This window comes from Nonomuraea sp. NPDC001636 (assembly GCF_040298265.1).
In the GTDB taxonomy this organism is placed as follows: Bacteria; Actinomycetota; Actinomycetes; order Streptosporangiales; family Streptosporangiaceae; genus Nonomuraea.
In genome coordinates, this window is the sequence record NZ_JBEOZT010000002.1 from 346,824 (window position 1) to 364,807 (window position 17,984).

Genomic DNA, 17,984 nt, shown 5'->3' on the forward strand with positions numbered 1-17,984 from the left:
TCAAACCTGATCACATCGTCCCGCACTCGCGGGAGATCCGCTGAGCCGGGCTCCCGTCAGGGAACCCCGTACCCCACGGGGAAGATTCCGCGCGCGGCGCCGGGCACTCTTTGCTTTCAGTGGGACTCCCGGCCGGGGGCGTCGCCGGAGGAGCCGGTCAGGAAGTCGAGGTCGGCGCCGAGGTGCGCCTGGGTGACGTGGTCGACGTACAGGCGCTCCCAGCCGCGGGCCGGCCGGGCGTGGCCGGTCATGACCGGCTCCCTGGCGGCCAGCTCGGCCTCGGGGACGTCGACGTCGATCCTCCTGGCGGCCACGTCGAGCACGATCGGGTCGCCGGTGCGCACCCGCGACAGCGGGCCGCCGGCCGCCGCCTCCGGCGAGGCGTGCAGGACGACCGTGCCGTACGCGGTGCCGCTCATCCGGGCGTCGCTGATCCGCACCATGTCGCGCACGCCCCTGGCCAGCAGCTTGCGCGGCAGCGGCAGGTTGCCGACCTCCGGCATGCCCGGGTAGCCCCTGGGCCCGCAGCCGCGCAGCACCAGCACCGAGGTCTCGTCGACGTCGAGATCGGGCGAGTCGAGCCGGGCGCGGGCGTCCTCGACGCCGTCGAAGACGATCGCCCTGCCGCGGTGGCGCAGCAGCTCCGGCGAGGCGGCCGCGGGTTTGATCACGGCGCCGTCGGGCGCGAGGTTGCCGCGCAGCACGGCGATGCCCGCGTCGGGCAGCAGCGGGTCGGAGCGCCGCCGGATCACGGTGTCGTCCCAGATCTCGGCGCCGGCCAGGTGCTCGACCAGCGGCCTGCCGGTGACGGTGATCGCCGCGGGGTCGAGCAGGTCCTCGACCTCGCGCAGCAGGGCGGTCAGGCCGCCCGCCCGGAACAGGTCGTCCATCAGGTGGCGGCCGGCGGGCTGGAGGTCGGCCAGCAGCGGCACGCCCGAGCCGGCCCGGTCGAAGTCGTCGAGGCTCAGCTCGACGCCGAGCCGCCCGGCGACGGCCAGCAGGTGCACGACCGCGTTGGTCGAGCCGCCGATCGCGGCCAGCGTCACGATGGCGTTGAGGAAGGAGGCCCTGGTCATGACGTGGCTGGGGCGGCGGCCCGCGTGTACCAGCTCGACGGCCAGCCGGCCGCTGTCGTGCGCGCGTTCCAGCAGGCGGCTGTCGGGGGCGGGGGTGCCGGCCGTGCCGGGCAGCGTCATGCCGAGCGCCTCGGCCATGCAGGCCATGGTGGAGGCGGTGCCCATCGTGTTGCAGTGGCCGCGGCTGCGGATCATGGACGACTCGGAGGCGAGGAACGCCTCGCGGGAGAGCGTGCCGGCCCGCACCTCCTCGCTGAGCCGCCACACGTCGGTGCCGCAGCCGAGCGGCACGCCGCGGAAGTGCCCGGTCAGCATGGGCCCGCCGGGCACGACGAGCGCCGGCAGATCGACCGAGGCGGCGGCCATGAGCAGCGCAGGTACGGTCTTGTCGCAGCCGCCGAGCAGCACCACGCCGTCGATCGGGTTGGCCCGCAGCAACTCCTCGGCGGCCATCGCGGCCAGGTTGCGCCACAGCATGGCGGTCGGGCGCACGTTCGTCTCGCCCAGCGACAGGACGGGCAGGTCGAGCGGCACGCCCCCGGCCTCCCACACGCCGTTCATGACGCTGCGGGCGACCTCGTCGAGGTGGGAGTTGCACGGCGCGAGGTCGGAGGCGCTGTTGGCGATCGCGATGTGCGGCCGCTCGCCCTCGAACGCCTCGCGCGGCAGGCCGCGGCGCATCCAGGCCCGGTGGATGTAGGAGTTCCTGTCGTCACCGGAGTACCAGAGGGAACTGCGCAGCGCCATGTGACGGCACATTATCGGCAGCGCGGGGATTCAGCACCGCCTGCGGAGGAATGGGCAGGGGCATGGACCACATAGACGCGTACTGGCGGGCGGCCAACTACCTGTCCGTCGGGCAGATCTACCTGCTGGACAACCCGCTGCTGACCGAGCCGCTGCGCCCCGAGCACATCAAGCCGCGCCTGCTCGGCCACTGGGGCACCACCCCGGGGCTGAACTTCTGCTTCGCCCACCTCAACCGGGTGATCTCCGAGCGCGACCAGGACATGATCTACATCGCCGGTCCCGGCCATGGCGGGCCCGCCGCCGTCGCGCACGCCTGGCTGGAAGGCTCCTACACCGAGCGCTATCCGGACGTCTCACAGGACGTCGAGGGCATGCGCCGGCTGTTCCGCCAGTTCTCCTTCCCCGGCGGCATCCCCAGCCACGTCGCGCCCGAGACCCCAGGCTCCATCCACGAGGGCGGCGAGCTGGGCTACTCCCTGGCCCACGCCTACGGCGCCGCGTTCGACAACCCCGGGCTGGTGGTGGCCTGCGTCATCGGCGACGGCGAGGCCGAGACCGGCCCGCTGGCCGCGAGCTGGCACTCCGACAAGTTCCTCGACCCCCGGCGCGACGGCGTCGTGCTGCCGATCCTGCACCTGAACGGCTACAAGATCGCCAACCCCACCGTGCTCGCCCGCATCCCCGAGCAGGACCTGTTCAAGCTCATGGAGGGCTACGGCTACCGCCCCCACCTGGTCGGCCCCTCGCACGAGGAGATGGCCGCCACCCTGGACACCGTCTTCGACGAGCTGGCCGAGTACAAGGACGGCCAGGACCGGCGGCTGCCGATGATCGTGCTGCGCACGCCGAAGGGCTGGACCGGCCCGCGCGAGGTGGACGGCAAACCGGTCGAGGGCACCTGGCGGGCCCATCAGGTGCCGCTGCCGGGCGTCCGGGAGAACCCGGCGCACCTGGCGATGCTGGAGGAGTGGATGCGCTCGTACCGGCCGCAGGAGCTGTTCGGCTCCGACGGCAAGCCGGTCGAGCAGGTGCTGGCGACGGTGCCGCGGGGGCCGCTGCGGATGAGCGCCAACCCGCACGCCAACGGCGGCGAGCTGCTGCAGCCGCTGCGGCTGCCGGACTTCCGCCGGCACGCGGTCGAGGTCAAGTCCCCGGCCGCCCAGCTGACCGAGCCGACGCGGGTGCTCGGCGGGTTCCTGCGCGACGTGATCGCCGGCAACCCGCGCAACTTCCGGCTGATGGGCCCCGACGAGACCGCCTCCAACCGGCTGCAGGACGTGTTCGAGGTCACCGACCGGGCGTGGAACGCCGAGCTGCTGCCCACGGACGAGAACCTGGCGCCGGGCGGCCGGGTGATGGAGGTGCTGAGCGAGCACCTGTGCCAGGGCTGGCTGGAGGGCTACCTGCTGACCGGCCGGCACGGCCTGTTCAACTGCTACGAGGCGTTCATCCACATCGTCGACGCCATGTTCAACCAGCACGCCAAATGGCTGGAATCGTCGCAGAAGATCTCGTGGCGGCGGCCGGTGGCGTCGCTGACGTACCTGCTGTCGTCGCACGTGTGGCGGCAGGACCACAACGGCTTCAGCCACCAGGACCCCGGCTTCCTGGACGTGGTCGTCAACAAGAAGGCGTCGGTGGTGCGGGTCTACCTGCCGCCGGACGCCAACACTTTGCTGTCGGTGGCCGACCACTGCCTGCGCTCGCGCGACTACGTCAACGTGATCGTGGCGGGCAAGCAGCCGGTGCTGGACCTGTTCACCATGGACGAGGCGATCGCGCACAACACGCGCGGCCTGGGCATCCTGCCGTGGGCCTCCACCGACCAGGGCAGCGAGCCGGACGTGGTGCTGGCCTGCGCGGGCGACGTGCCGACCCAGGAGACGCTGGCCGCCGCAGCGCTGCTGCGCGAGCACCTGCCCGAGCTGAGGGTGCGCGTGGTCAACGTGGTGGACCTGATGCGGCTGCAACCGCGGTCGGAGCACCCGCACGGCATGCCGGACGCCGAGTTCGACACGCTGTTCACCGTGGACCGGCCGATCATCTTCAACTTCCACGGCTACCCCTCGCTCATCCACCAGCTCGCCTACCGCCGCGCCGGGCACGCCAACATGCACGTGCGCGGCTACAAGGAGGAGGGCACCACGACCACGCCGTTCGACATGGCCATGCTCAACGACATCGACCGCTACCACCTGGTCATCGACGTCATCGACCGGGTGCCGGGGCTCGGTTCCAAGGCCGCGCACCTGCGCCAGCGGATGAGCGACGCGCGGCTGCGGGCCCGCGCCCACACCAGGGAGCACGGCGAGGACCCGGCGGAGATCAGGTCGTGGACATGGCCGGCCGAATTCTCGTCCTGAACACCGGCTCCTCCTCCATCAAGTACGAGCTGGTGGACGTGCGCACCCGCGAGCGGCCGGCGCGCGGGCTGGTCGAGCGCATCGGCGAGGAGGGCGGGCGGCTGACGCACCACGCCGGCGGCGGGCCGCCGTACGTGCGGGAGGAGCGGTTCCCCGGGCACGCCGAGGGGCTGGCGGCGATGCTGGAGGCGTTCGCGCGGGCCGGGCCCGAGCTGGAGCCGGTCGCGGTCGGGCACCGGGTCGTGCACGGCGGCACCCGCTTCACCGGCCCGGCGGTCGTCGACGACGAGGTGATCGCCGCGATCGAGGAGCTGGCGCCGCTCGCGCCGCTGCACAACCCGGTGAACCTGGCCGGGATCCGGGTGGCGCGGGCGGCGTTCCCCGGGGTGCCGCAGGTGGCGGTGTTCGACACGGCGTTCCAGCTCACGCTGCCGCCGCAGGCGTACACGTACGCGGTGCCGCGGGCCTGGCGGGAGCTCGGCGTGCGGCGTTACGGCTTCCACGGCACCTCGTGCGCCTACGTCTCCCGCCGCGCCGCCGCCCTCCTCGGCCGCGACCTGGCCGGCCTCGACCTGGTCGTGCTGCACCTGGGCAACGGCGCCAGCGCGACGGCGATGTCCGGCGGGCGCAGCGTGGACACCTCCATGGGGCTGACCCCGCTGGAGGGGCTGGTGATGGGCACCCGTTCCGGCGACGTGGACCCCGCGATCGCCGGCTACCTGGCGCGGGTGCGCGGCCTGGGCGGCGAGGAGGTGGAACGCGCGCTCAGCCACGAGGGCGGCCTGCGCGCCCTGGCCGGGACGCTCGACATGCGCGAGGTGCGGGCCCGCGGCGACGAGGAGGCCCGGCTGGCCCTGGAGGTCTACACCCGGCGCATCCGCAAGTACGTCGGCGCGTACTACGCCCTGCTCGGCCGCCTGGACGCGATCGTGTTCACCGGCGGCGTCGGCGAGCACGACGCGGCCACCCGCGCGGAGTCCCTGGCCGGGCTCGACCGGCTCGGCATCACCGTGGACCCCGAGCTGAACGCGGCCGGCCCGGCCGGGGAGCGGGCGGTCTCGCCGCCGGGCGCGGAGGTGGCGGTGCTGGTGGTGCCCACGGACGAGGAGTGGGAGATCGCCCGCCAGTCACTGGAGGTGCTCCCCCGCCGCTGAGCGCCGCTCCGCCGGCCGCCGCGGTCAGGCGTGCGGGACGGCCGGGACCCAGAAGTCCACGGTGGTCCCGGCCCCCGGCCGGTCGGTCAGGCTCCACCAGCCGCCCGCGATCTCGGCCCGTTCGCGCATCTCGATCAGCCCGAAGTGGCGCAGCGGCCCCTCGGCACCCGGCGGCAGCCCGGCGCCGTCGTCGGCGACGCGCACGTGCACGCCGCGGTCGAGGGAGACCAGCGAGAGCCTGATCGAGGTGGCGCGGGCGTGCTTGCGCACGTTGGTGATCGCCTCCTGGCAGATCCGGAAGATGGTGACGGCGGCCTCGGGCGGCGGGTCGGCGTCGAGGCGGTGGTCGATCTCGAACGACAGGCCGGTGCCGGCCGTCACCTGCCGCAGGTAGCCGGCCAGGCCCTCGACCAGGCCCTCCTCGTCGAGGGCCGGCGGGCGCAGCTCGAAGGTCAGGTCGCGCAGGCGGGCGACGGCGGCCTCGACGGCCTCGCCGATGCCGCGCACCTCGGCGGCCCGCTCACCGGCGAGGCCGCTCTCCATCGCGCGCAGGCGCATGCCGACGGCGACCATGGACTGGATCGTGTCGTCGTGCACGTCGTAGGCGATGCGGCGGCGTTCGTTCTCCTGGGCGCGGACCAGGTGGGCCAGCAGCATGCCGCGTTCGTCGAGGGCGCGGGCCACGTTGCGGCGCTCGGTCAGGTCGCGGGTGACCTTGCCGAACCCGCGCAGCTCGCCGCGCTCGTCGTACAGGGCGGTGATGACCACGCTGGCCCAGAACCTGGTGCCGTCCTTGCGAACGCGCCAGCCCTCCTCCTCCCACCGGCCGTCGGCGACGGCGACCTCCAGCTCCATGGCGGGCTTGCCGGCCGCGACGTCCTCGGGCGGGTAGAAGACCGAGAAGTGGCGGCCGATGATCTCCTCGGCGCGGTAGCCCTTGATGCGCTCGGCGCCGGCGTTCCAGCTGACGATCCGGCCGTCGGCGTCGAGCATGAAGATGGCGTAGTCGACGACGTTCTGGACCAGCAGGCGGAAGCGCTCCTCGCTGTCGCGCATCGCCTGCTCGGCCAGGCGGCGCTCGGTCAGGTCGCCGGTGACCTTGCCGAACCCGCACAGCAGGCCCCGCTCGTCGCGCAGGGCGGTGATGACCACGCGCGCCCAGAACCGGGCGCCGTCCTTGCGGACGCGCCAGCCCTCGTCGGCCACCCGGCCGGCCGCCGCCGCGCGGCCCAGCAGTTGTTCCGGACGACCGGCCGCGACGGCCTCGGGCGGGTAGAACACCGAGAAGTGGCGGCCGATGATCTCCTCGGCGCGGTAGCCCTTGATACGCTCGGCGCCGGCGTTCCAGCTGGTCACGTGGCCCGCGGGGTCGAGGAGACAGATCGAGTAGTCGACGACGCTGCGGACGAGCAGCTGGATGTCCTCTGACTGCCTGTCTTGACCGGGCATACTGCAGCTTCGCACGGCCCGGCGGAAGACCGAAACTCGATCACGCCCTGGAACGCTCCTGGGCGGGCGCGACGACGTGGGGCGCCAGCTCGCACCACACCACCTTGCCGCCTTCTCCACCTCCCTCGGCGCGGGAGACGCCCCAGCCGGTGGACAGCAGCTCGATGACGCGCAGGCCCCAGCCGTTGTCGGGGCCGGGCTCGCGCGGCTCGGGCAGGCGGGGGCCGGAGTCGCGCACCTCGATCCGCACGTGGGAGGGGGTGCAGCGGATGCGTAAGGCGGGCGGGCCGTCGCCGTGGACGAGCGCGTTGGTCACCAGCTCGGAGACCACGAGCAGGACGTCCTCGCGGCGCCCGCGGTAGCCGCACTCGGCCAGCACCTCACGTGCTCTCTGACGGGCCGCGGTGATGCTGCCCATCTCTTGCGGCAGCTGGGTGTCCACCTGGTACGGCGCAGCGAAACTGCCCATCCTCCTACTGTCGGGCAGTACAGGACCGATCACGAGACGCAGCGGAACCACCCTTTCCGGTGCGGATGAGGGACGCCGTCTGGTGCATCTGCGTCAGTCGAGCAGCCCTTCCCTGCGCGCGACGGCCACGGCCTCCAGCTTGGACCGGGCCCCGAGCTTCTCCAGGACGTGCTGGACGTGGTTGCGCGCGGTGTTGCGGGCCACGCCGAGCCGCGCGCCGATCTCGTCCGTGCCCGCCCCTTCGGCCAGCAGCCGCAGCGTCTCGCGCTCGCGCGGGGTCAGCGCCGCACCCGGGCTCCGCACCCGGCCGGTCAGCCGGTCGAGCACGCCGGGCAGCAGGCCGGGCGCGAACACCACGCCGCCGGCGGCCACCTCGCGCACCGCCGACTCCAGCTCCTCCAGCCGGGACGATTTCACCAGCAGGCCCGCCCCGCCCGCCTCCACCACCCGCGCGGCGACCGAGGCGGTGGCCTCCCCGGTGAGCACCAGCACCCGGGCCCCGGGCGCGACCGCCGCGAACCGGCTGATCGCCTCGACGCCGTCGCCGTCGGGCAGCCGCCGGTCGAGCACCACGACGTCGGGCCGGCGGCGGGCGGCCGCGGCGAGGGCGGCGGCGACCGTGCCCGCCTGCGCCACGACCTCGATGCCCGGCGCCCGGCCGAGCGCCAGGCCGATGGCCTCGGCCACCATCGCGTGGTCCTCCACGAGCAGCAGCCGGATGGAGGAAGTGGTCGGCATCGCTTCGTCTCGCCTCTCCCGCGGCAACGTCCCCGGCATCTTCCCACCCGCGCACCGGACGGCGGGGGCGGGCGGGATACGAGGAGGTCAAGCCGGCGGAGACCGTTGGTAGTGTTGTCCAGAAATATGCGTATTTTTTGGATGGGTGGGATAGGTGGAGGTTGAGCAGACAGCGTTGCCGGGCATCGGGCTTCGGCACGATTTCACCACCCGCGCCGGCCAGCGGGTAGGCATCGTCTCGCACCGCACCGGCCGTCGCGACCTGGTGATCTACGACAAGGACGACCCCGACCGCGCCTGTCAGACGGTCAAGCTGAACGACGAGGAGGCCGACGCCCTGGCCGAGCTCCTCGGCGCCCCCCGCATCGTGCAGCGGCTCAACCAGCTGCACCAGCAGGTCGAGGGCCTGGTCAGCGTCCAGCTCCCCATCCCGTCCGGCTCCCCCTACGCCGGGCGCACCATGGGCGAGGCCCGGGTCAGGACCCGTACCAGCGCCTCCATCGTCGCCGTGGTCCGCGGCGGCCAGGTGTTCGCCAGCCCCGGCCCCGACTTCGTCTTCCGCGAGGGCGACGTCGTGGTCGTGGTGGGCAGCGCGGACAGCACCGCGGACGTCGCCGGCATCCTGGCTGACGGGTAGGACCGCGGGTGCACGAAACCGCGGTCATCTTTCTCGAGTTCGGTGCTGTTCTTCTGGGTCTGGGGGTTCTGGGCGCGCTCGCGCTGCGCGGCGGCATCTCACCGATCCCGCTCTACCTCATCGCCGGTCTGGCGTTCGGCACGGGCGGCGTGCTGCCGCTGGCGACCAGCGAGGAGTTCATCTCGGTCGGCGCGGAGCTGGGCGTCGTCCTGCTGCTGCTGACGCTCGGCCTGGAGTACAACGCCGACGAACTGGTCACCAGCCTCACGAGCAACGCGCGGGCCGGCATCGTCGACCTCGTGCTGAACGCCGCCCCCGGCGCGATCTGCGCCTTGCTGCTGGGCTGGGGGCCGGTCGCGGCGGTGGCCATGGCGGGCGTCACCTACGCCACCTCCTCCGGCATCACCGCCAAGGTGCTGTCCGATCTGGGATGGATCGGTAACAGGGAGACGCCGACGGTGCTGTCCCTGCTGGTGTTCGAGGACCTGACCATGGCGGTCTACCTGCCGGTCCTCACCACGTTGCTGGCGGGCCTGAGCCTGGTCAGCGGGGCGATCTCGGTCGGCATCGCGCTCGGCACGGTGAGCGTCGTGCTCGTCGTGGCGCTGCGCTTCGGGCGCTTCATCGAGGCGTTCGTGTCGAGTCCCAACTCCGAGGTGCTGCTGCTGAAGGTGGTCGGGCTGGCGCTGCTGGTGGCCGGGCTGGCCCAGCAGCTGCAGGTCTCGGCGGCGGTCGGCGCGTTCCTGGTCGGCATCGCGCTGTCGGGGCAGCTCGCGCACGACGCGCAGGCGCTGCTCGCGCCGCTGCGCGACCTGTTCGCGGCGGTGTTCTTCGTCTTCTTCGGCTTCCAGACCGATCCGGCGAAGATCCTGCCGGTGGCGGGGCTGGCCGCGCTGCTGGCGCTGGTGAGCATGGTGACCAAGCTGCTGACGGGCGCGTACGCGGCCAGACGGGCGGGCATCGGCAAGGCCGGTCAGGCACGGGCGGGCATCGCCCTCATCCCGCGCGGCGAGTTCAACATCGTCATCGCGGGCCTGGCGGTGGGCGCCGGGGCCCATCCCGACCTCGGGGCCCTGGCGGCGGCGTACGTGCTGATCCTGGCGGCGTTCGGGCCGCTGGCGGCCAAGCTCGTCCAGCCGCTCATCACGGCCATCGCGAACAAGGCGTGATCCGCTAGTTTGTTCGCATGGCCGACCGTAAGCACGGGGTGCCCGCGCCCCCGATCGAGACGACGATCCACGCCGACGACTGGGACCGGACGGAGATCGCCGGTGAGACCTTCCACCGGGTCCTGTTCCAGGGCGTCGACCTGACCGAGCTGGTCGACCAGGGGGCGTCGTTCGAGGAGTGCACGTTCAGGAACGTGCGGCTCAACGTCTCCACCCACGAGGACGCGCGCTTCCTCAACTGCCTGTTCAGCCGGTGCTCCCTGTTCGACGCCACGTTCAGGGGGTGCAAGCTGACCGGCAGCATGTTCGACGGCTGCACCTTCGGGCTGCTGAAGGTCGACGGCGGCGACTGGTCCTACACCGGGCTGCCCGGCGCCGACCTGCGCGGCAGCGCCTTCCACGGCGTCCGGCTGCGCGAGGCCGACCTGACCGGGGCCCGGCTGGCCGGGGCCGAGCTGCGCCGGGCCGACCTGTCGGGGGCCTGGCTGCACGGCGCCGACCTCACCGGCTGCGACCTGCGCGGCAGCGACCTGAGCACGCTCGACCCGCACACGGTCACGCTCAAGAAGGCGGTCATCGACCCCTTCCAGGCCACGGTCGTCGCCGAGGCACTGGGCCTGGAGGTCCGCTCCTGAGACTCCGGGTCGTGGAGGTCCGCTCCTGAGGCGGGGTCGGCGATGATGGCGGGGTGCCGATCGCCGATCTCAACGACGCCGAGCGGGCCGTGGCCGCCGCGCTCGCCCACGGCCGCGCCGTTGACCTGCGCACCGGCGACCCCGCCGCCGACGACCCGGCCGGGGCCGCGTCCTGGGACCCCGGCCGCACCGTCCGGGGCGAGGTGCTGGCCGGGCTGCTGCTGGCCGGGTTCGACGAGCCCGCCGCCAAGCCGCGGCTGATCCTGGCGGGGGCGCGGATCACCGGCGCGCTCAACCTGGCCTTCGCCGAGCTCCCCTTCCCCGTCACCTTCCAGGGCTGCGCCTTCGACGCCGTCCCCGACCTCTACCACGCCCGCACCCGCTTCCTCAGCTTCAGCGGCTCGCTGCTGCCCGGCCTGACCGCCTCGAACGTCCAGGTCGAGGGCAACCTGCGGCTGGCGGGCAGCCACGTCACCGGCGAGCTGCGGCTGCCCGGCGGCCGGATCAGCGGCAACCTCGTGCTCAACTGCGCCCGCCTGAGCCATCCGGCGGGCACGGCGCTCAACGGCGAGCACCTCGACGTGGCCGGCCACCTGCGCGCCCAGGACGGCTTCGCCTGCCACGGCACGCTCGTCCTGGCCTCGGCCCGGATCGGCGGCGCGGTCGAGCTGGACGGCGCCCGCCTCGACGCGCCGGGCGGCACGGCCCTGGAGGCGTCCAACGTGATCGTCCAGGTCGGGCTGTTCGCGCGGGACCTGGAGGCCGACGGCGAGGTCAGCCTGCGCTTCGCCCGCGTGTCCGGCCCGCTCACGTTACGCGGCTCGCGCATCCGGCGGCCGGGCGGGCTCGCGCTGCGCGCCACCGGCCTCAACGCCGAGGCGGGCCTCTTCCTGGCCGGGCTGACGGCCGAGGGGCAGGTGCGCCTCAACCGCTCGGTCATCGGCGGCACCCTCGGCCTGGAGGGCGCGCGACTGAGCGCGCCGGGCGGCGTGGTGGTCGCCGCCGACGGCCTCACCGTGAACGGCTCGCTGCTGGCCTGGCGTGGGCTGCGCGCCGAGGGCGAGGTCAGCCTGCTCGACGCCACGGTCACCGGACCGGCGCACTTCGAGGGCGCGACCCTGGTCAACCCCGGCGGGGCGGCGCTGTCAGCCAACGGCCTGTCGGTGGGCAAGGTGCTCAACCTCTGCGACGGCTTCTCCGCCCGCGGCCGGATCAGGCTGACCAGCGCCCAGGTCGGCAGCCGCCTGTGCCTCGACGACGCCACCCTGGCGGCGCCCGGCGAGGTGGCGCTGAAGTGCTGGCGGCTGGAGGCCCGCGAGCTGGCGCTGCGCACGGCCGCGCCGGTCGAGGGGGTGGTGGAGTTACGGTACGCGCGGATCGGCGTCCTGCGTGACGATCCCGCCGGGTGGCCGCGGGCGATGCGCATGGACGGGCTGTCGTACGAGGTGCTCGACCCCATGCTGCCGGCCGCCGGGCGGCTGCGCTGGCTGCGTACCGACCCCGACGGTTACCTGCCGGGCGCCTACGAGCAGCTGGCCGCGATGTACCGGCGGCTCGGCGCCGACGCCGACGCCCGCGAGACGCTGCTGGCCGGCCAGCGGCGACGCCGCGCCGCGCTCCCCTGGTACGCCCGCTTCTGGGGCCACCTCCAGGACGCCACCGTCGGCTACGGCTTCCGCCCTCTGCGCGCGGCAGCCTGGCTGGCCGCGCTGCTGGCCGCGGGCACGGTCGTGTTCGGGCTCGACGTGCCGCCGCCGCTGAAGCCGGGCGAGGCGCCGCCGTTCCACGCGCTGGTCTACACCCTCGACCTGCTGCTGCCGATCATCGACCTCGGGCAGGAGAAGGCCTACAACCCGCAGGGCGGCGCGCAGTGGCTGGCCTGGGGGCTCATCATGGCCGGGTGGGTGCTGGCCACGACGATCGCCGCCGGTCTGACCCGCTCGCTGCGCCGGACCTGAGGCCGGCGGTTCGGGGGCCCGTCAGCACAGTGCCATGGCCGTCTGCCACAGGCTGGGCAGGGCGGCCAGCACGTGGTCGCCGCGGCGGCGCCGGGCGGCGAACGTCTCGGCGCCCAGGTCGGCCAGCAGCTCCTGGAAGCCCTCCTCGTACCCGGCCGGCGCGCCCGCGGCGGCGCGTTTGTCCAGGCAGCGCGCGTACGTGGCGACCAGCCAGAACACCGCCTCCCGGTGCAGCCCGGCGGCGACGAGCTCGCGGCTGCCGTCGATGGCGATCGGGCGCGCCTGCGGCGTGATGTCGGAGGTGAACCGGTAGGAGGGCGCCTCCAGCCGGGCCGTCGCGTCGAAGACCGCCTCCAGAGCCGCCAGGTGCCGCTCCACCCGTTGCGGGGTCATCCGCGCGCAGCCCAGCAGTTCGAGCAGGTGCTCGTGCCAGTCGAGCCGGCCGTGCCCGGCCAGCAGCTCGCGCACGGCGGCGTACCGGCGGCGCACGGTCGGGTTGCGCAGCCCGGCGACCAGCAGGACGTGCGTGGTCACGCCGGTGCCGAACAGCCAGGACGCCACCTGCTCGGGGACGGGCGCGTTCTCGTCCATGGAGTTGATCCAGCCGCGCACCCGGTCCATCGCCTGCGTGCAGCGGGCGATGATCCAGGGCCGTTCGGCGAAGTCGCGGGCCACCAGGCGCTGGATCTCGCCGAGCCGCCCGGTCGGGTCGGCCAGCACGCTGGGCAGGTGGAAGCTGCCGGCCAGGTGGTAGTCGCTCAGCACCTCGTGGGTGGAGCCGATGCGGGCGATGCCGGAGACCTCCAGCAGGACGCCCTCGTAGCGGAACTTGCCGATCGCGGGCGGCGGGTCGGCGAGCACCATCACGTCCACGTCGGACGTTGGGCCCAGCTCCGTGCCCGGGGCCGCCCACAGCGCGGACCCGGTGAGGAACGCCCCTTCGAACCCGGGCAGGCGGGCGCCCTCGTCGAGCACCCACTGCCGCGCGAGCTGCCTGGCCCGCTCAACCAGCATCCACGTCCTCCCGGTCAGGGCCGCGGCGCGCGCCCCTGATCAGGAGGACCGCGCCCAGCACGACGAGCACCGCCAGCCCGCCCCAGATCCAGCCGGGGACGCCCGTCGCGGCGGGCCGTTCCTCGACGGGCGAGGGCGCCGCTGCCGGTTGCGAAGTAGATCCTTTCATGACGAACGGGATTTCGCCCTCGATCGGATGTCCGTCCGAGGACACGACACGCCAGGCGATCACGTACGAACCGGGCGCGGGCTGGCGGGGCACCTCGGCGACCACCTTGGGCCCCTCGACGCGGGGCTTGCCGACCTCGACGGCCTTGCCCGCCGCGTCGTGCAGCACGACGAAGGGGAACTGGACGTGGGCGTTGAACTCCAGCTCGATCCGCTCGATCGCGGACAGCTGCGCGTTCTTGGCCGGTGAGCTGCTCTTGAGCGTGTCGTGGGCGAGCGCCGCGGTGGACGGCAGCAGCGCCAGGAGGGCCGCACAGGCGAGCGCGGCCAGGCGGAAGGGCCAGGAGGGTTTCATGGGAACTCCGGATGCGGACGGCCGGACCGGCGCCGGGGCGCCGTCCGGGCACGGAAGAGCAAGGACGGGGACGCGTCCAGAGACCGGACGCGGGACTTCAGCGGAGGCGGAGCCGCCGGGGTGGTCCTCGCCGGGTGACCGTGCGGCAGGCGGTCCTGCCCATCGGAGTGGGGACGTCGGCGTACGCCGGAGCGCGCCCGCCGGGGCGGCGCGGCTCGATCGGCGCCTCGACCGGCGCGAGCGGCAGCGGCCCGAGCATCGGGGGCGGCGCGGCGGACAGGCGGATCATGAGCCACAGCGCGCGCTCGCCGCGGTGCAGCCACCACGCCGTCAGCGCGGCGACGGTGAGGTGGACCAGCGCCATGGCGGGCGCGGGATGGCCGTGCCCGGCGGCGGCGCCCGTGGCGGGCGCGAGGCGTTCGAAGAGCTGGTGCAGCACGAGCTGGGTGAGCGTGGTGGCGGCCAGGATCGCCGCGGGGCCGCGCTCGCGGCCGTTGATCGTGAGCGCGGCGGCGAGGGCGGCCAGCACCCCGAGCGCGCCGCCCCAGAGCGGGACGGCCCCGCCACCGGCCAGCAGGTGTCCCGCCGCGGACACCAAGCCGCAGACCGTCGCGAACACGACGGCCCGCGACAGACGCAGCCAGACTGACGCGGCGGTCACAGCCGCCATCCTTACACAACCGCCACACTTACCAGGCGGCGCGTTCGGCGTGTCCGCGCGGGGGCAGCTGACTCTGATGGACTTCGCCCGAGGCGATGGGCCGGATCTGGAACTGGTGGTCCGGCGGGAGTTGACCGACGCGGGTTTCAACGTCGAGCCGTCCCTGCTGCCGGTCGACGGGGGGCTCACCGTCTGGCTCGATCCGTCCCGCGGGGTGGTGGTCGTCTGGGGCCCGGCCGGCACCGACACGGCCGCCCGCCTGGTGAAATACACGACCATCCGCACCGCGGTCCTGCTCGCGCTGCGGATGGTCCTGGCCGGGGCCGGCCACGAGATCCGGGAGGATCACGAGGGCCTGGAGCTGGTGGTCACCTCCTGAGGGGCGCGCAGCGGCGCCCCGACCTCGTGCAGGTGCCGCATGGCCTGGGCCCACGACTCGACGAGCCCGCACTCGACGTACGCGACGCCGAGCTCGCGGCAGTACGCGCGCACGAGGGGCCGGGCGCGGCGCAGGTTGGCCGACGGCATGCCGGGGAACAGGTGGTGCTCGATCTGGTAGTTGAGCCCGCCGAGCGCGACGTTCATCAGTCGGCCGCCGCGCACGTTCCTGGAGGTCAGCACCTGGCGGCGGAGGAAGTCCAGGGAGTCCTCGGCGGTGAGCACCGGCATGCCCTTGTGGTTGGGCGCGAACGTGCAGCCCAGGTACACGCCGTAGCAGGCCTGGTGCACGGCCAGGAAGGCGAGCGCCTTGCCGGGCGACAGCACCGCGAACACCCCCGCCAGGTAGGCCAGGTTGTGCGCGACGAGCAGCAGCCCCTCGGTGCGTCCGCCCTTGACCCTGCGCAGGGCGCGGAAGCCGGCCACCTTCAGGTTCAGGCCCTCCAGGGTGAGCAGGGGGAAGAACAGGAACGCCTGCCACCTGCCGATGAAGCGGGGCAGCCCGCTGCTGGCCTCGGCCTGCCGGCGCGACCAGATGAGGATGTCGGGCGCGACGTCGGGGTCGTGGTCCTCGTGGTTGGGGTTGGCGTGGTGGCGGGTGTGCTTGTCCATCCACCAGCCGTAGCTGAGCCCGACGGTCAGGTTGCCGACCACCAGCCCGGCGATCCTGCTGCGCCGCCGCGACCGGAACACCTGGCCGTGCGCCAGGTCGTGGGCCAGCAGCGTGACCTGGGCGAAGGCGACGGCCAGCAGCACCGCGACGCCGAGCTGCCACCAGGAGTCGCCGACCGTGGCGAACAGCGTCCACCCTCCGGCGAACAGGGCGGCCACCAGGCCGATCCTGATCGCGTAGTAGGCGGGCCGCCGCTCCATCAGCCCCGCCTGGGCGATGCGGCGCGACAGCTGCGCGAAGTCGCTTCCCCGGGGCGCGGCGCGAGGGGTTTCCACCACGGTCAAGGCTCTCTCCGATGCTGGTGAGGCGGGCGTGAACACTCCTCAGCATCGCGGCGGCGGCCCTGCGGCGGACCCCCGCTGTCACCCGTCCTGATGGTGGGGCAGGCCCTACCATCGGCGGCCCCCGGCGGGGCCGCGCGGGTCAGCGGTAGTAGCCCTCCAGCGGCGCGCTGGCCTCGGCGTACAGGGCCGGGCCCTCCTGCGGGACGTGCGGCCAGCCGGGGCCGGTCCTGAGGCCGGCGAGCTGCTCGTTGGACAGGGCGTACACCACGCGGCCGAGGCCGGAGCGTTCGATGGCGCCGGCGCACATGCCGCACGGCTGGCAGCTGGTGTACATGGTGGTGGCGGCCGCGGCCTCCGGGGTCAGCTCGCGGGCGGCCCAGCGGGCCAGCTTCAGCTCCGGGTGCGCGGAGATGTCGCGGTCGCCGAGGACCGTGTTGTGCTCCTCGGCCAGCACCTCGCCGCCGGGGCCGGCCAGCAGCGAGCCGAAGGGGGCCTCGCCGTTCGCGCGGGCGCGGGCGGCCAGCTCGATGGCCCGGCGCAGCAGGGTCTCGTCATCGGGGGTCATGGTCGTCCTCCTTGGACGGGTCGCGGGATTCGAGGTCCCAGTGGCCGGCCACGGCGGCGAGCGCGTGCCAGGCCGTCTGGGGGTGCAGCGTCTCGGCGGGGTCGCCGGCGAACGGGTCGAGCACGACGGTGTCGGCGCCCAGCTGCCGCAGCGCGTCGAGGTCGGCCAGGATCTGGTCGAGGGTGCCCTCCCCGGCGTGGCGGCCGGGGCCGGTGACCGGCTCGGCGGTCAGCCGCAGCAGGATGCGCGGCGCGAACGCGGGCACGGGGCGGCCGAGCTCGCCGGCGACGTCCGCCAGCCGCCCGGCGGCCGCGCGCAGCCAGGGCAGGGTGTTGCGCAGCGGGTGCCACGCCTGGCCCAGCCGTACGGCGCGGCGCAGGCCGGCCTCGCCGTTGCCGCCGACCCAGAACGGGATGGGCCCGGCCCGGTAGTCGTCGGCGGCGGACCAGGCGGCGCGCATGGCAAGCAGGTGCTCGTCGGTCAGCCGTCCGCGCCGCTCGAACGGCACCCCGAGCGCGTCGAACTCCTGCCGCGCCCAGCCGATGCCCACGCCGAGCACCAGCCGGCCGCCGCTGAACCGGTCGAGGTTGGCCGCCATCCGGGCCATCACCAGCGGATGCCGGTACGGCACGATGAGCACCGAGGTGCCGAGCCTGACCCGCGTGGTGATCCCGGCCAGCCACGAGAGCGTGGTGAACGGCTCGTAGAAGGGCCCCGGGTACTGCGCGGCGACGTCGGGGGTGATCGCGACGTGGTCGGAGATCATCAGCAGGTCGTAGCCGAGGCCCTCGACGGTCTGCGCCCATCGCCGCAGCGTGGCCGGGTCGGTGCCGGGCCCGAAGTTCGGTACGTTCACGCCGATTCTCATGACACCGAAGGCTATCCAGGCCGTCCCGCCGGGCTGAAGGCCGCACTCACGGTGTACGGCGCGGATCGCCGTGGATCTGCCGGTATATTCGCCGGATGGCCGAGGATCTCGACGACACCGACTGGGCGATCCTGGCGGAGCTGCAGCGGGAGGGCCGCCTGCCGCTGACCGAGCTGGGCCGCCGGGTCAACCTCAGCGCCTCGGCCACGACCGAGCGGGTCAGGCGGCTGGAGACGCTGGGCGTCATCGCCGGCTACCGGGCGGAGGTCGATCTGGGCAAGGTCGGGTTCGGCGTGCTGGCCGTGGTGCGCCTGAAGTATCCCGGCAGCCGGCACGAGCCGCTGCGTCGCCTGCTCGGCGAGCGCCCGGAGATCCTCGAATGCCTGCGCACCACCGGCGACGACTGCTACACGCTGAAGGTGGCGGCCGGCTCGATGCCGCACCTCGAACGCGTCATCGACGAGCTGGCCCGGTTCGGCAGCACCACGACCAGCATCGTCTACAGCCAGACCCTGCCCTACCGGGGCCCGGCCGCCCCGCCCGCACGGCTCTGAGGCGGG

The 17,984-nt window shown here is 73.7% G+C and carries 18 protein-coding genes; 8 read left to right on the plus strand and 10 right to left on the minus strand.

Features of this window, described 5'->3' with window-relative positions; all coding sequences use genetic code 11:
- Positions 1–116: 116 nt before the first annotated feature.
- Positions 117–1,823 carry an IlvD/Edd family dehydratase gene (locus ABT158_RS05325; RefSeq protein ID WP_352351122.1) on the minus strand — a complete coding sequence of 569 codons (1,707 nt, stop codon included), beginning with the start codon at positions 1,821–1,823 and terminating at the stop codon, positions 117–119.
- Positions 1,824–1,885: 62 nt separating this feature from the next.
- On the opposite strand from ABT158_RS05325, the gene ABT158_RS05330 reads away from it, so the two are divergent.
- On the plus strand, positions 1,886–4,189 hold the full coding sequence (locus ABT158_RS05330; RefSeq protein WP_352351124.1) for a phosphoketolase family protein: 2,304 nt from the start codon (positions 1,886–1,888) through the stop codon (positions 4,187–4,189).
- Complete coding sequence (locus ABT158_RS05335; protein ID WP_352351126.1) at positions 4,165–5,343, plus strand: acetate/propionate family kinase; 1,179 nt, start codon at positions 4,165–4,167, stop codon at positions 5,341–5,343. Before ABT158_RS05330 ends, ABT158_RS05335 begins: the two co-directional genes overlap by 25 nt.
- A 24-nt stretch (positions 5,344–5,367) precedes the next feature.
- Here ABT158_RS05335 and ABT158_RS05340 read toward each other — a convergent pair whose 3' ends face one another.
- The 3 genes from ABT158_RS05340 to ABT158_RS05350 all read right to left on the minus strand — a co-directional run bounded on the left by ABT158_RS05340 (position 5,368) and on the right by ABT158_RS05350 (position 7,999).
- Positions 5,368–6,792, minus strand: coding sequence for a PAS domain-containing sensor histidine kinase (locus ABT158_RS05340; protein ID WP_352351128.1), 1,425 nt, complete (start codon positions 6,790–6,792; stop codon positions 5,368–5,370).
- A 40-nt stretch (positions 6,793–6,832) separates the two neighbouring features.
- Positions 6,833–7,261, minus strand: coding sequence for an ATP-binding protein (locus ABT158_RS05345; RefSeq protein WP_352351130.1), 429 nt, complete (start codon positions 7,259–7,261; stop codon positions 6,833–6,835).
- 93 nt (positions 7,262–7,354) lie between these two features.
- Positions 7,355–7,999: a response regulator gene (locus ABT158_RS05350; RefSeq protein ID WP_352351132.1), complete on the minus strand. Its 645-nt coding sequence runs from the start codon at positions 7,997–7,999 to the stop codon at positions 7,355–7,357.
- 154 nt (positions 8,000–8,153) lie between these two features.
- Here ABT158_RS05350 and ABT158_RS05355 point away from each other — a divergent pair, with 154 nt between their 5' ends.
- Genes ABT158_RS05355 through ABT158_RS05370 form a run of 4 tightly spaced genes read left to right on the plus strand, consistent with a single transcriptional unit; the run spans position 8,154 to position 12,398 of the window.
- Complete coding sequence (locus tag ABT158_RS05355) at positions 8,154–8,636, plus strand: cation:proton antiporter regulatory subunit (protein WP_352351134.1); 483 nt, start codon at positions 8,154–8,156, stop codon at positions 8,634–8,636.
- A gap of 8 nt (positions 8,637–8,644) precedes the next feature.
- On the plus strand, positions 8,645–9,805 hold the full coding sequence (locus ABT158_RS05360; RefSeq protein ID WP_352329071.1) for a cation:proton antiporter: 1,161 nt from the start codon (positions 8,645–8,647) through the stop codon (positions 9,803–9,805).
- A 17-nt stretch (positions 9,806–9,822) separates the two neighbouring features.
- On the plus strand, positions 9,823–10,440 hold the full coding sequence (locus ABT158_RS05365; protein WP_352351136.1) for a pentapeptide repeat-containing protein: 618 nt from the start codon (positions 9,823–9,825) through the stop codon (positions 10,438–10,440).
- Positions 10,441–10,493: 53 nt separating this feature from the next.
- A complete protein-coding gene (locus ABT158_RS05370) occupies positions 10,494–12,398 on the plus strand; it encodes a hypothetical protein (protein ID WP_352351138.1) in 1,905 nt (634 codons plus the stop codon).
- Between the two features lie 21 nt (positions 12,399–12,419).
- Here ABT158_RS05370 and ABT158_RS05375 read toward each other — a convergent pair whose 3' ends face one another.
- The 3 genes from ABT158_RS05375 to ABT158_RS05385 form a co-directional block, all read right to left on the minus strand.
- Complete coding sequence (locus ABT158_RS05375) at positions 12,420–13,412, minus strand: hypothetical protein (RefSeq protein WP_352351140.1); 993 nt, start codon at positions 13,410–13,412, stop codon at positions 12,420–12,422.
- Positions 13,402–13,935 (minus strand): copper resistance CopC family protein, encoded by a 534-nt coding sequence (locus ABT158_RS05380; protein WP_352351142.1) that lies wholly within the window; start codon positions 13,933–13,935, stop codon positions 13,402–13,404. Before ABT158_RS05380 ends, ABT158_RS05375 begins: the two co-directional genes overlap by 11 nt.
- Before the next feature lie 97 nt (positions 13,936–14,032).
- Positions 14,033–14,596, minus strand: coding sequence for a hypothetical protein (locus ABT158_RS05385; protein ID WP_352351144.1), 564 nt, complete (start codon positions 14,594–14,596; stop codon positions 14,033–14,035).
- 76 nt (positions 14,597–14,672) lie between these two features.
- On the opposite strand from ABT158_RS05385, the gene ABT158_RS05390 reads away from it, so the two are divergent.
- Entirely contained in the window at positions 14,673–14,975 is a 303-nt protein-coding gene (locus tag ABT158_RS05390; RefSeq protein WP_352351146.1) for a hypothetical protein, read from the plus strand.
- Here the strand turns inward: ABT158_RS05390 and ABT158_RS05395 are convergent.
- The 3 genes from ABT158_RS05395 to ABT158_RS05405 all read right to left on the minus strand — a co-directional run bounded on the left by ABT158_RS05395 (position 14,942) and on the right by ABT158_RS05405 (position 17,424).
- A complete protein-coding gene (locus ABT158_RS05395; RefSeq protein ID WP_352351782.1) occupies positions 14,942–15,907 on the minus strand; it encodes a fatty acid desaturase family protein in 966 nt (321 codons plus the stop codon). The genes ABT158_RS05390 and ABT158_RS05395 overlap by 34 nt on opposite strands.
- Positions 15,908–16,130: 223 nt before the next feature.
- A complete protein-coding gene (locus tag ABT158_RS05400; RefSeq protein WP_352351148.1) occupies positions 16,131–16,556 on the minus strand; it encodes a nucleoside deaminase in 426 nt (141 codons plus the stop codon).
- Entirely contained in the window at positions 16,543–17,424 is an 882-nt protein-coding gene (locus ABT158_RS05405; RefSeq protein ID WP_352351150.1) for an LLM class flavin-dependent oxidoreductase, read from the minus strand. Before ABT158_RS05405 ends, ABT158_RS05400 begins: the two co-directional genes overlap by 14 nt.
- Positions 17,425–17,519: 95 nt before the next feature.
- Between ABT158_RS05405 and ABT158_RS05410 the strand changes: the two genes are divergently transcribed.
- Positions 17,520–17,978, plus strand: coding sequence for an Lrp/AsnC family transcriptional regulator (locus ABT158_RS05410; protein ID WP_352351152.1), 459 nt, complete (start codon positions 17,520–17,522; stop codon positions 17,976–17,978).
- The last annotated feature ends 6 nt before the right edge of the window (positions 17,979–17,984 follow it).

What these genes read in the sequence shown, in the direction of transcription:
- ABT158_RS05375 (WP_352351140.1), bottom strand. Translation starts at nt 13,412, where the DNA reads ATGCTGGTTGAGCGGGCCAGGCAGCTCGCGCGGCAGTGGGTGCTCGAC.
- ABT158_RS05395 (WP_352351782.1), bottom strand. Translation starts at nt 15,907, where the DNA reads ATGGAGCGGCGGCCCGCCTACTACGCGATCAGGATCGGCCTGGTGGCC.
- ABT158_RS05325 (WP_352351122.1), bottom strand. Translation starts at nt 1,823, where the DNA reads ATGGCGCTGCGCAGTTCCCTCTGGTACTCCGGTGACGACAGGAACTCC.
- ABT158_RS05405 (WP_352351150.1), bottom strand. Translation starts at nt 17,424, where the DNA reads ATGAGAATCGGCGTGAACGTACCGAACTTCGGGCCCGGCACCGACCCG.
- ABT158_RS05350 (WP_352351132.1), bottom strand. Translation starts at nt 7,999, where the DNA reads ATGCCGACCACTTCCTCCATCCGGCTGCTGCTCGTGGAGGACCACGCG.
- ABT158_RS05335 (WP_352351126.1), top strand. Translation starts at nt 4,165, where the DNA reads ATGGCCGGCCGAATTCTCGTCCTGAACACCGGCTCCTCCTCCATCAAG.
- ABT158_RS05330 (WP_352351124.1), top strand. Translation starts at nt 1,886, where the DNA reads ATGGACCACATAGACGCGTACTGGCGGGCGGCCAACTACCTGTCCGTC.
- ABT158_RS05345 (WP_352351130.1), bottom strand. Translation starts at nt 7,261, where the DNA reads ATGGGCAGTTTCGCTGCGCCGTACCAGGTGGACACCCAGCTGCCGCAA.
- ABT158_RS05400 (WP_352351148.1), bottom strand. Translation starts at nt 16,556, where the DNA reads ATGACCCCCGATGACGAGACCCTGCTGCGCCGGGCCATCGAGCTGGCC.
- ABT158_RS05390 (WP_352351146.1), top strand. Translation starts at nt 14,673, where the DNA reads ATGGACTTCGCCCGAGGCGATGGGCCGGATCTGGAACTGGTGGTCCGG.
- ABT158_RS05340 (WP_352351128.1), bottom strand. Translation starts at nt 6,792, where the DNA reads ATGCCCGGTCAAGACAGGCAGTCAGAGGACATCCAGCTGCTCGTCCGC.
- ABT158_RS05410 (WP_352351152.1), top strand. Translation starts at nt 17,520, where the DNA reads ATGGCCGAGGATCTCGACGACACCGACTGGGCGATCCTGGCGGAGCTG.
- ABT158_RS05365 (WP_352351136.1), top strand. Translation starts at nt 9,823, where the DNA reads ATGGCCGACCGTAAGCACGGGGTGCCCGCGCCCCCGATCGAGACGACG.
- ABT158_RS05380 (WP_352351142.1), bottom strand. Translation starts at nt 13,935, where the DNA reads ATGAAACCCTCCTGGCCCTTCCGCCTGGCCGCGCTCGCCTGTGCGGCC.